10 protein-coding genes are annotated in these 10,824 nt (G+C 64.2%); 5 read left to right on the top strand and 5 right to left on the bottom strand.

Features of this window, described 5'->3' with window-relative positions; all coding sequences use genetic code 11:
- Positions 1–272: 272 nt before the first annotated feature.
- The 4 genes from P1U48_RS08915 to P1U48_RS08900 all read left to right on the top strand — a co-directional run bounded on the left by P1U48_RS08915 (position 273) and on the right by P1U48_RS08900 (position 3,299).
- Positions 273–692: a cupin domain-containing protein gene (locus tag P1U48_RS08915; RefSeq protein WP_301068612.1), complete on the top strand. Its 420-nt coding sequence runs from the start codon at positions 273–275 to the stop codon at positions 690–692.
- A gap of 165 nt (positions 693–857) precedes the next feature.
- Entirely contained in the window at positions 858–2,144 is a 1,287-nt protein-coding gene (locus P1U48_RS08910; protein WP_301068611.1) for a lipoprotein-releasing ABC transporter permease subunit, read from the top strand.
- Positions 2,137–2,820: an ABC transporter ATP-binding protein gene (locus tag P1U48_RS08905; protein ID WP_301068610.1), complete on the top strand. Its 684-nt coding sequence runs from the start codon at positions 2,137–2,139 to the stop codon at positions 2,818–2,820. The genes P1U48_RS08910 and P1U48_RS08905 overlap by 8 nt, the downstream gene beginning before the upstream one ends.
- Before the next feature lie 62 nt (positions 2,821–2,882).
- Entirely contained in the window at positions 2,883–3,299 is a 417-nt protein-coding gene (locus tag P1U48_RS08900) for a cytochrome c (protein ID WP_301068609.1), read from the top strand.
- Positions 3,300–3,312: 13 nt separating this feature from the next.
- On the opposite strand, the gene parE is transcribed toward P1U48_RS08900, so the two are convergent.
- From parE to P1U48_RS08880, 4 genes are all read right to left on the bottom strand, one after another.
- On the bottom strand, positions 3,313–5,271 hold the full coding sequence (gene parE, locus P1U48_RS08895; protein WP_301068608.1) for a DNA topoisomerase IV subunit B: 1,959 nt from the start codon (positions 5,269–5,271) through the stop codon (positions 3,313–3,315).
- Between the two features lie 161 nt (positions 5,272–5,432).
- Positions 5,433–6,227, bottom strand: a complete 795-nt coding sequence (locus tag P1U48_RS08890) for a hypothetical protein (protein ID WP_301068607.1) — start codon at positions 6,225–6,227, stop codon at positions 5,433–5,435.
- Positions 6,228–6,275: 48 nt separating this feature from the next.
- Entirely contained in the window at positions 6,276–6,923 is a 648-nt protein-coding gene (locus P1U48_RS08885) for a DUF2461 domain-containing protein (RefSeq protein WP_301068606.1), read from the bottom strand.
- Between the two features lie 76 nt (positions 6,924–6,999).
- On the bottom strand, positions 7,000–7,872 hold the full coding sequence (locus P1U48_RS08880) for an alpha/beta hydrolase (RefSeq protein WP_301068605.1): 873 nt from the start codon (positions 7,870–7,872) through the stop codon (positions 7,000–7,002).
- A 204-nt stretch (positions 7,873–8,076) separates the two neighbouring features.
- On the opposite strand from P1U48_RS08880, the gene P1U48_RS08875 reads away from it, so the two are divergent.
- The gene (locus P1U48_RS08875) at positions 8,077–9,444 is read left to right on the top strand and encodes an MATE family efflux transporter (protein WP_301068603.1); all 1,368 of its coding nucleotides are present in this window, start codon (positions 8,077–8,079) and stop codon (positions 9,442–9,444) included.
- On the opposite strand, the gene P1U48_RS08870 is transcribed toward P1U48_RS08875, so the two are convergent.
- The gene (locus P1U48_RS08870) at positions 9,441–10,772 is read right to left on the bottom strand and encodes a glutamine synthetase family protein (protein ID WP_301068601.1); all 1,332 of its coding nucleotides are present in this window, start codon (positions 10,770–10,772) and stop codon (positions 9,441–9,443) included. The genes P1U48_RS08875 and P1U48_RS08870 overlap by 4 nt on opposite strands.
- Positions 10,773–10,824: the final 52 nt, after the last annotated feature.

The following is a 10,824-nucleotide window of genomic DNA, read 5'->3' as shown; positions in this document are numbered from 1 at the left end:
GGAATTACTTCACTGCTGCCGGATATGTCGCAGGTTAAAGGCGGGACGCTTTAATAGAGTGAAGGTCTGCTGTGCTACCATATTCGTATTCGCCTCGCGCTTGCAGCGAATAACTGCAACCCAACCCAACCTCTCCGCATCCGTCATCGACCAGTCACCACCACACCAAACCCCGACCAATCCGGACAATCTGTCACGGGCGCAGGTTTGACTGCGCCCTGTCGCGCCATAGATGGCGTTATAGCCAGACGCGCTTCCTGAAAGGATGACAGATGACCGATACCAAGGATCATGGCCCCACCCCCTATGTCGTGAACATTGAGCAGGACACCCTCGGCAATCCCGATTTTCGCACCACGCGCTGGACCGGCAAGCACATTCAGCTGACCCTGATGACGATCCCGGTGGGCGGCGATATCGGGTTGGAGGTGCACGAAACCACCGACCAATTCCTGCGGCTTGAGCAGGGCAGGGGCCGGGTTCAGATGGGGCCGAGCCAGGACAAGCTGGACTTCGATCAGGAGGTGGGTGCGGATTGGGCGGTGTTTGTGCCGGCCGGACTCTGGCACAATATCACCAATACCGGCGATGAGTCGATCAAGCTCTACGCGATCTATGGGCCGCCGGATCACTTGCACGGCACGGTTCATGCGACCCAGGCTGAGGCGGAAAATGACCCCAACGAGGATTGAGCGACTCGGGCCGTTCTGCCAAGGCGGTCCTGTCCCCTGTCATCGAATGGCGCTGACCCCGGACCAGCAGGCCAGCCCCTGCTGGTTCCGCGCCTGACGCCTTGACCTCCACGCTCCGCTGCACCACCTTCCCGCCAACCCTGATGGGGACCAACAGGAGCAGCCATGGCGACCCGCACCCCCCCTTTCGCGCCGTTCGAATTCCTGATCGCCTGGCGCTATCTGCGGGCCCGGCGGGCCGAGGGCGGGGTGTCGGTGATGACCTGGATCTCGCTGATCGGCATCGCCCTGGCGGTGTTCGCATTGATTGCAACTCTGGCGGTAAGGTCCGGGTTTCGCGCGGAATTTGTTGACACGATCCTGGGTGCGAACGCGCATGTGACGCTCTATCCGCAGGCCGAGGCGGATGCCAATGGACGCCTCAGCCGGGCGATTGTCGATTACGACGGGATGGCCGCGCGGGTGGCGGCGGTGCCCGGGGTCACACGGGTCGCGCCGCTGATCAAGGGTCAGGTGATGGCCAATGCGCAGGGCCGCAACTCAGGCGTTGAAGTCTTTGGGATCACGCGTGAAAACCTGATGACCATCCCGCGCATCGCCGCCGCGGACACCAGCTTTGGCGATATTGCGCGATTTGATCAGGGCATCGCCATCGGCTCGGGCGTGGCGCGGGAACTGGGGGTTACGCTGGGCGACAAGGTGCGGCTGATCTCGCCGGACGGGGTCAAAACCGCCTTTGGCACCAGCCCGCGGATCAGCGCCTATGAGGTGGTCTATGTGTTCACCGCCGGGCGCTATGACATCGATCGCACCCGCATCTATATGCCCTTTGACGAGGCGCAGGTTTATTTCAACCGCAAGGGTGTGGCGGACGAACTTGAAGTGATGGTTGAACAGCCCGACCGGGTCGATGACCTGGCGATGTCGCTGGCGGTGGCGGCGGGTGACGGCATCCTGACCTGGACCTGGCGCGACGCCAGCGGATCGTTCCTACGGGCGCTGGAGATCGAGGACAATGTGATGTTCGTGATCCTGTCGATCCTGGTGCTGATCGCGGCGATGAACATCGTTTCCGGGTTGATCATGCTGGTCAAGAACAAGGGACGCGACATCGGCATCCTGCGCACCATGGGGCTGACCGAGGGGTCGATCCTGCGGGTGTTCTTTATCTGCGGCGCCTTTACCGGGGTGCTCGGCACCGTGATCGGCGTGATCCTTGGCTGCGCCTTTGCGATCTGGATCGATCCGATCTTCTCGATGGTCAATTACCTGGCCGGCGGAGGTGTCTGGGATGCCTCGGTGCGCGGCATCTATCAGCTTCCGGCAAAACTTCAGCTGGGCGATGTGCTCTCGGCGGTCAGCCTGTCGCTGGGCCTGTCCTTTGTCGTCACCATCTTTCCGGCGCGCCGCGCGGCGCGGATGAACCCGGTCGAGGCGTTGCGTTATGAGTGAGCCGATCCTGTCGCTGTCCGGTCTGGTCAAGACCTACAATCCCGGCCAACCCGGTGAAATCCGGGTGCTGCGCGAGGTCGGGTTGCAGGTCGCGCCCGGTGAGATCGTGGCGCTGGTTGCGCCCTCGGGGGCGGGGAAATCGACGCTGCTGCATATTGCCGGGCTGCTGGACACGCCGGATGCCGGTTCGGTGCGGATCGCCGGGCAGGAGATGACCGGGCTCAGCGACCGCCGCCGCACTGCGGTTCGCCGTTCAGATGTTGGATTTGTCTATCAGTTTCATCATCTTCTGCCGGAATTCTCGGCCGAGGAAAACATCGTGCTGCCGCAGCTGGCCAATGGGGTGGCGCCGGGCGATGCCAGGACGCGGGCGCGCGATCTGCTGACCCGCGTCGGGATTGCCGACCGCGCCGGGCACCGGCCAGCGCAATTGTCGGGTGGCGAACAGCAACGGGTGGCCTTTTGCCGGGCGCTGGCCAATGCGCCACGTCTGTTGCTGGCCGATGAACCGACCGGCAATCTGGATCCCGAAACCGCCGAAAAGGTGTTCTCGACTCTGGTCGATCTGGTGCGCTCCACCGGGCTGGCGGCGTTGATCGCCACCCATAATCTGGAGTTGGCAGCCCGCATGGACCGGGTGCTGCGGCTGGAGTCCGGGCGGTTGAGCGCCGCCTGACTGCCGGAGGCGGATTGATCAAGACCATTGACCTGACACGGGGTCTTTGCCTGAATGGCGGTATGAGGATTTTGCACAGACTTGGCCTGCTCTTGGGGGCGGTGGTTCTGACCGGGTGCCAGGGGGCGGGCAGTTTTCCGGGGGTGACCCCCTTTGCCGTCGATGGCGCGGCGATCTACACAGACAATTGCATGGCCTGCCATGGCGGATCGGGTCACGGTGACGGGGTGATGGCGCCCGGGTTGCCGGTGCCACCCGCCGATCTGACCCAGCTTGCCGCGCACAATGGCGGGGTGTTTCCGCGCGACCGGGTGATCGCGTTTGTGTATGGTGCCCCGGGGCAGGGCCATGTGATGCCGGACTTTGGCAGCCGGCTGGACGGGGGCGTGGTGGTGCATGAAACCCCCGACGGTGCACGCCTGCCCACCCCTGCGGGGCTGCTGGCGCTGGTCGACTACATCGAGACGCTGCAGCAATAGCGGGTGCGGCGGGTCAGACGTCCAGCTCTTGCACGAACCGGGCGTTTTCCTGGATATACTGGAACCGCAGCTCGGGTTTCTTGCCCATCAGCCGTTCCACCAGATCGCCGGTCTCGCCCGGCTCATCCTCGTCAATCGTGACCCGGATCAGCTTGCGCGAGGTCGGATCCATCGTGGTATCCTTGAGGTCCTTGGCGTCCATCTCACCGAGACCCTTGAACCGCGACACCTCGATCTTGCCTTTGCCGCCCAGGCCCTTTTCCAGCCAGATGTCACGCTCGGCCTCGTCCTTGGCATAGATCCGGTTGGCGCCCTGGGTCAGGCGGAACAGCGGCGGGCAGGCCAGGAACAGATGGCCCTGGTCGATCATCGGCCGCATCTGGGTGAAGAAGAAGGTCATCAGCAGCGAGGCGATGTGGGCGCCGTCGACATCGGCATCGGTCATGATGATGATCTTGTCATAGCGCAGGTCGTCAACTTTGAACCGGCTGCCCAGCCCGACACCCATCGCCTGACAGAGATCCTGAATCTCGGTATTGGTGCCGATCTTGGAGCTGGCGGCGCCGAGCACGTTCAGGATCTTGCCACGCAGCGGCAGCAGCGCCTGGTTCTTGCGGTTGCGCGCCATCTTGGCGCTGCCGCCGGCACTATCACCTTCGACCAGGAACAATTCGGTGCCCTCGCGGTTGGTGGCCGAACAATCGGTCAGCTTGCCGGGCAGGCGCAGTTTCTTGGTCGCGGTCTTGCGCTGGGTTTCTTTTTCCTGCTTGCGGCGCAGCCGTTCGTCCGCCCGCAGGACGAGGAAATCGAGGATCGCCCCCGCCGCCTTGGTGTCGGCGGCCAGCCAATTGTCGAAGTGATCGCGCACCGCGCCCTCGACCAGCCGCTGCGCCTCGACCGTGGCCAGCCGGTCCTTGGTCTGGCCGACAAATTCCGGCTCGCGGATAAAGCAGGAGACCAGCGCGCAGCCGCCAGTCACCAGGTCGTCACGGGTGATCTGCGCCGCCTTGCGGTTGCTGACCAGCTCGCCATACGCCTTGATGCCGCGCAGGATCGCGTTCCAGAACCCGGCGACATGGGTGCCGCCCTCGGGGGTGGGGACGGTGTTGCAATAGGACTGGATGAAACCGTCGCGCGCCGGGGTCCAGTTGATCGCCCATTCGACCCGGCCCGGCACGCCGAAGCGTTCCTGAAAATCGACCCGCCCGGCAAAGGCCGCGTCGGCATAGGTTGACGACGCGCCCAGCGTTTCCTTGAGGTAATCGGCCAAGCCGCCGGGGAAATGGAACACTGCCTCGGTCGGGGTTTCGCCATCATCCACTTCGGATTTCCAGCGGATTTCAACGCCCGAGAACAGATAAGCCTTGGAGCGGATGGATTTGAACAGCCGCGCCGGTTTGAACTTGTAGGTGCCGAAAATCTCGGCATCGGGGTGAAAGGTGGTGGTGGTGCCGCGCCGGTTCGGCGCCGCGCCGATCTCGGCCACCGGGCCCAGCGGGATGCCGCGTGAGAATCGCTGTTCGACCAGTTTTCGGTCGCGCGCCACCTGCACCACCATGCTGTCAGAGAGGGCGTTGACGACCGAGGCACCAACCCCGTGCAGCCCGCCCGAGGTCTCGTAGCTGTCGCCGGAAAACTTGCCGCCCGCATGCAGGGTGCACAGGATCACCTCAAGCGCGGATTTACCGGGAAACTTTGGATGCGGATCAAAGGGCATGCCGCGCCCGTTGTCGCGGATGGTCACCGCATTGTCGGCGTGCAGTTCAACCTCGATCCGCGTGGCGTGACCGGCGACCGCCTCATCCATCGAATTGTCGAGGATCTCCGCGACCAGATGGTGCAGGGCGCGTTCATCGGTGCCGCCGATATACATGCCGGGCCGTTTGCGCACCGGTTCCAGCCCCTCGAGCACTTCGATCGAGGAGGCGTCATAGGTTGCTTGCGGCGCGCTGGCCAAAAGGTCGTCTGCCATGGGCTCTGCTCATTTTTGATTTGCTGGCTACTATGACAAAGGATCAGCCCGGTGGGAAGGGCACTGCGCGGATTGTCCACAAGATAAGGGTGACCTGCTGCCTGAGGCCGCAAGATACCGGGCAATCTGGGCGGTGGGCGCGCCTGCGCGGCACTTCGCGGTCAGCGAAACTGGCCGCCCATATAGGCATAGCCGGATTTATCCGACACCACATAGATCCGGCCATCCGGGGTTTGCCAGGCGGTGCCGCACCCATCTGCCCAGAGGTTGCTGAACTTGAAATGGGTGCAGAGCGATTTGCCCTGGCCATAGACCTTGGCCGCAGCGGTCTTGCCCTGCCGGTTGGTCGCCTGCGCTGCGCCATTGGCAAAGCCGCTCAGGTGGAACACCGGCTTGCGGGCTTTGCTGAAGTTCTTGAGGCCAAGCCATTGATCGACGACGAAACTCCGCCCCGTTGCTGCCTTGAGGAATGCCGCCGGTGTGATCTGTTTGGCACCGGTGGCCTGCAACGCTTTGATGCTGGGGAAATGATAGCCGTCATTGGCGGATTGGATCTTCACCGGCCCGTCGCCGGTGTCGCCATTTGCGTGCCACAGCGCGGCGCGGATGGTGCCCAGATTGTTGCGATAGATCAGTATGCACGAGCCATCGCGATAGCTGTTTTTTGACCGGGAATCGTGAAAATAGGTGCGGCTTTGGGTCAGGTAGAACCGGCCATCCTTGTCGCGGGTCCATTTGCCTTTGACACTGGCCCAATGTTTCTTGCCAGTGCGGGGATAGAAACTGGCGCGGCGTTCATAGGTGCCATCGGAATAGAGCACGATCTTCAGCACCGGCGCAGTGATGCTGCGATTCACCACCTCCTTTTCGGCCAGTGGCGGGCCCTTGGTCTCGGCGTGGACGGCGGACAGGCTGAACAGCGAACAAATCGCTACGGCGCAGGAAATAAGTCGCATTTACAAAGGCTTTCTTGAAATCACGTCAAAGGTTTGATCCGCTGCCGGTCAACCGGATATGGCTTGGCTCAGCAACCGACCGAGCAGCGCAAAGCGGGTAAACCGCTGGATCAGCGCCTCGGGCAGGTCGCTGATATCCGGGGCCACGTCGCTCCAGACGGTCAGCGATTTGCGGCGCAGCAGATCACCGCGCGGGTGATCCTTGTCATAGGGGGCGGGGACCCGTTTCAGATCGGGTTTTGAGATGTCACAGCCCGCGGCCCGCAGGTTGTCCAGCAGCTGCGCCAGCTCCGCACCGGTCGCGCTGTCGACCAAACCGCGCCACTGGTCGAGCGCCGACCCGTTAAAGCCCATGATCCCGGCGCCGATCCGCACGTAATCCGGGGCAATACCGAAATAATAGCCAACCTCGGATCCGGCGGGCGCATGCCAGAGCATGTGGCAATGATCCTTGTAGGGGGTCTTGTCCTTGGAAAACCGAATGTCGCGCTGCGGGCGGAACAGTTTCTTGGACACTTTGGCGCCGGTGATCCCGGCCAGCGGCGCGGCGATCTCATCCAGCAGCCGTTTGGCGGGGGCTTTGATCGTCGCATCGTATTCGTCCTGATGCGCGGCGAACCAATCCCGGCTGTTGTCCGCCCTGAGCCGGATCAGGAAATCCCGCGCCTGGGGGATGAAATCGCTGAATTCTGTCATTTGGGTCTGCTTTCTCGCTGGTTTCGCACTGGCTTGATCGGGGTCGACGCGAAGCCAACCGGGGTAAGGGTGCCGGTCAGGCGGTCAGCCAATCCCGGATGATCGCCGCCACCTCGTCGGGTTTCTGGTGGATCAGCCAATGGTCGGCATCGGCCAGCTCGACCCGGGTCAGATCGGCGCAATAGGTTTCCAGCCCCTCGGTCGCCTCAGCCAGCAGCGCCTTGTCGCCCATGCCCCAGATCAGCAGATGCGGCATCCGCACCCGGTAGGTTTCGGGATCCAGCGCAACCCGCTCGCTCGGCGCGCCGGGCTCAGGCACCGGCATCCGGGTGGCGCGATACCAGTTGACCATGCCGCGCAGTCGCCCGGGGCGGGACCATTCGGTGATATATTCGGCGCGGAGATCCGGGGTCATCCAGGACATGTCCATGCCTTCGGCAAACAACCCCAGCAGCTTGGTATAGTTATCCGCCGCCAGCTTTTCTTCAGACCCCTCGGCACGCAAGAATCGCATATATTGCGAGGCTAGGCGCTGCGCCCCGTCGCGCATGATCGCGGCGGTCATCGGGCCGGGGTGGACACCGTTCAGGATCACCAGCCGGTCGATCAGGTCGGGCCGGGCGATGGCCAGCGCATAGGCGACCGAGGCGCCCCAATCATGACCGATCAGGGTGACCTTCTGTCCCAGGGTTTCGGCCAGTGCGGCCATGTCGGCGGCCAGTTCGCTGCCCCGGTAGGCCGAGACCTCGGGCGGTGCCCAGCTCTGGCCATAGCCGCGTTGATCCGGGGCGATGCAGCGCCAGTTGTCGCTCAGCCGTTCCGCCAGCCCGGACCAGGCCCCACCATATTCCGGGAATCCGTGCAGCATCAGCACCGGCGCCGCCGCCGCATCGCCCGATTCACGGATCAGGAAATCCTGGCCGTTCAGCTTTTTCATCTCTGACCGCATCTCGCCCCTCCGCTAAACCGGCCCGCAGACGCCGGGCCGGACCGGCGTAGTGTAACGGTTTTGCAGCGCGGTGACAGGGCGCAAGCACGCGGCGCGGTCGAAAGGCAAGACGGTGGGGTTTCGCGCAGATCGCACGGGCGCCTGTGCGCCGCATCGCGCGTCGGCAGGCTTGCCGTGTGATCCTGGCGGGCCTAAAGCCCGGTGATGAGCCGTCTGACGACATATCGCGAACATGTGGGGGCGATCCTGACCCTTGGCCTGCCGTTGATCGGCAGTCATGTGGCGCAATTCCTGGTGCAGGTCGCCGATACGCTGATGCTCGGCTGGTATGACGTCGAGGTGTTGGCGGGCGAGGTGCTGGGCTCGACCTTGTTCTTTATCCTGTTCATTGCTGGCAGTGGCTTTGCCTGGGCGCTGACGCCGCTGGTGGCCGAGGCCGAGGGCCGTGGCGACACCATCACCGCCCGCCGTGCCACCCGGATGAGCCTGTGGATCACCGGCCTTTATGCGCTGGCGGCGCTGCCGCTGCTGCTGCTGGCCGAACCGCTGATGATCGCGTTGGGCCAGGATCCGGCGCTGGCGGCGATTGCCGGAGAGTACCTGTCGATCTACGGCTGGGGCATCTTTCCGGCGTTGGGGGTGATGGTGCTGAAAAGCCATCTTTCGGCGCTGGAGCGCACCCGGGTGGTGATGTGGGTGACCCTGCTGGCGGTGCTGGTGAATGCGCTGGGCAATCACGTCTTTATCTTTGGCCATTGGGGCGCGCCGGAGATGGGGGTGCGCGGTGCGGCGCTGGCCTCGCTTCTGGTGCAGCTGACCTCGCTTGCCGGGCTGGTGATCTATGTGCAGCGCGCCACCCCGGAAACCGCGCTGTTCCGCCGTTTCTGGAAACCGGATTGGGAGGCGTTCGGCGCGGTGTTCCGCCTCGGTTGGCCGATTGGTGTCACCACCCTGACCGAGGTCGGGCTGTTTGCGGCGGCGACCTTTATGATGGGCTGGATCGGCATCCTCGATCTGGCGGCACATGGGATCGCGCTGCAGATCGTCTCGTTGACCTTTATGATCCATGTCGGGCTGGCCAATACCGCGACGATCCGCGCCGGGCGGGCAATCGGGCGGCGTGACACGGCGGGGCTGCGCGACGGCGCGCTGGCGGCGGTTGCCCTGTCGGCGGCCGCGGTGCTGCTGACTGTGGTGATCTTTCTGGCGGTGCCGGGCTGGCTGATCGGGTTGTTCCTGTCACCGGAGGAGCCGGACCGGGCGCAGGTCATCGCCATCGGGCGTCACCTGATCGCGGCGGCGGCGCTGTTCCAGCTGGTCGATGCCACCCAGGTGATGGCGCTGGGCCTGCTGCGCGGCGCCAAGGACACAAGGGTGCCGATGGTCTATGCGGTGATTGCCTATTGGGCGGTGGGCCTGCCCTGCGCCTATGGTCTGGGGTTTGTCGCGGGCTGGGGCGGGGTCGGCATCTGGCTGGGCCTGGCCGCCGGGCTGGCGGTGGCGGCAGTGACGATGATGGCGCGGTTCTGGCGGGTGATCCTGCCGCGCGCAGCGGCGGGGCCTGCCGCCTAGGCGCTTTCCAGATAGACCTTCCAGCGGTCGTCATTCGGCACCTCGGCCAGGTGCAGCATTTCCTGACGCTTGGTGGCGCAGTAATTTCGGATCAGCCCGGCGGGCAGGATGCGGGCGACCAGCGGATCGGCTTCGAACCGGGCGAGGGCGCTGGCCCAGTCCGGTTCCAGCCCCGGCAGGTTCAACGCATAGGCATTGCCGGTGATCGGGGCGGGCGGAGTCAGGCCATCCTCGATCCCCACCATCGCCGCGCCGAGCATCATCGCCATGGCCAGATAGGGGTTGTTGTCGCCACTGGAGACCCGGTGTTCGATTCGCCGCGCCCTGGCCGGGCCGCCGGGAATGCGAATGGCCGCGGTGCGGTTCTCATAGGCCCAGCAGGCGCCGAATGGGGCATGGGCGCCGGGCACGATCCGGTCATAGCTGGGGCCGTGCGGCGCAAACACCAGCGTCGAGGGCGCCATGCAAGCCAGGCACCCGGCGACCGCGTTCAGCAGCAGATCGGTGCCCTTGGACCCGCCATTGTCAAAGATATTGTTGCCGTCGCGATCCAGCACCGAGAAATGCACATGCATGCCGTTGCCGGCATCCTCGGCAAAGGGTTTGGCCATAAAGGTGGCGGCCATCCCGTGTTTGCGTGCCAGCCCGCGCACCAGCGCCTTGAACAGGAACGCGTCATCGGCGGCGGCCATCGCGTCGCGATGCGCCAGGTTCACTTCGAACTGGCCAAGCCCGGCTTCTGAAATTGCGGATTCGGCGGGGATTTCCATCGCCTCGCAGGCCTCGTAAAGCTCGGTGAAATAGGCGTCAAAAGCGTCAATCTGGCGGATCGACAGGATCGCTTGGCCATGCAGGGGGCGGCCCGAGCTCGGGTTCAACGGCGGGGTCAGGATGTCGCCGGAATCATCGACCAGATAGAATTCCATCTCCGCCGCCGCTTCGATCCGCCAACCGCGCGCGGTGTAACGCTCAACAACCGTCGCCAGGGCATGGCGCGGATCGCCGTCGAACGGTTCGCCATTGTCGCGATACATCCACATTGGCACCAGCGCGGCGGGGCTGCCCAGCCAGGGCATCGGCACCGGCCCGTGATCGGTGGGCAGCAGGATGCCATCGGCATCGCCGGTTTCGAACACCAGCGGGCTGCCCTCGATATCGGCGCCCCAGATATCGACATTCAGCACCGAAAGCGGCATTCGCACGCTGCCTTCGCCCAGCTTGTCGAATTGTGCGGCAGGCAGGCGTTTGCCGCGCATCTGGCCGTTCAGGTCACAGGCGGCAACGCGAAAGGTCGGATAGCCCTCGAAATGCATCTGGTTCTTGTCCATCGGGAAAGTGACCGCACCAATTTGACCGGCAGAAATCGCCAAGACAAGCCAT

Source organism: Pseudooceanicola sp., from assembly GCF_029213205.1.
In the GTDB taxonomy this organism is placed as follows: Bacteria; Pseudomonadota; Alphaproteobacteria; order Rhodobacterales; family Rhodobacteraceae; genus Pseudooceanicola.
Note: the sequence above shows the minus strand (reverse complement) of the source record. Positions and strands in the feature narration are given on the sequence as shown.

Excerpts from the sequence above, each read along its gene's own strand:
- P1U48_RS08915 (WP_301068612.1), top strand. The coding sequence starts at position 273 with ATGACCGATACCAAGGATCATGGCCCCACCCCCTATGTCGTGAACATT.
- P1U48_RS08910 (WP_301068611.1), top strand. The coding sequence starts at position 858 with ATGGCGACCCGCACCCCCCCTTTCGCGCCGTTCGAATTCCTGATCGCC.
- P1U48_RS08905 (WP_301068610.1), top strand. The coding sequence starts at position 2,137 with ATGAGTGAGCCGATCCTGTCGCTGTCCGGTCTGGTCAAGACCTACAAT.
- P1U48_RS08900 (WP_301068609.1), top strand. The coding sequence starts at position 2,883 with ATGAGGATTTTGCACAGACTTGGCCTGCTCTTGGGGGCGGTGGTTCTG.
- parE (WP_301068608.1), bottom strand. The coding sequence starts at position 5,271 with ATGGCAGACGACCTTTTGGCCAGCGCGCCGCAAGCAACCTATGACGCC.
- P1U48_RS08890 (WP_301068607.1), bottom strand. The coding sequence starts at position 6,227 with ATGCGACTTATTTCCTGCGCCGTAGCGATTTGTTCGCTGTTCAGCCTG.
- P1U48_RS08885 (WP_301068606.1), bottom strand. The coding sequence starts at position 6,923 with ATGACAGAATTCAGCGATTTCATCCCCCAGGCGCGGGATTTCCTGATC.
- P1U48_RS08880 (WP_301068605.1), bottom strand. The coding sequence starts at position 7,872 with ATGCGGTCAGAGATGAAAAAGCTGAACGGCCAGGATTTCCTGATCCGT.
- P1U48_RS08875 (WP_301068603.1), top strand. The coding sequence starts at position 8,077 with ATGAGCCGTCTGACGACATATCGCGAACATGTGGGGGCGATCCTGACC.
- P1U48_RS08870 (WP_301068601.1), bottom strand. The coding sequence starts at position 10,772 with ATGGACAAGAACCAGATGCATTTCGAGGGCTATCCGACCTTTCGCGTT.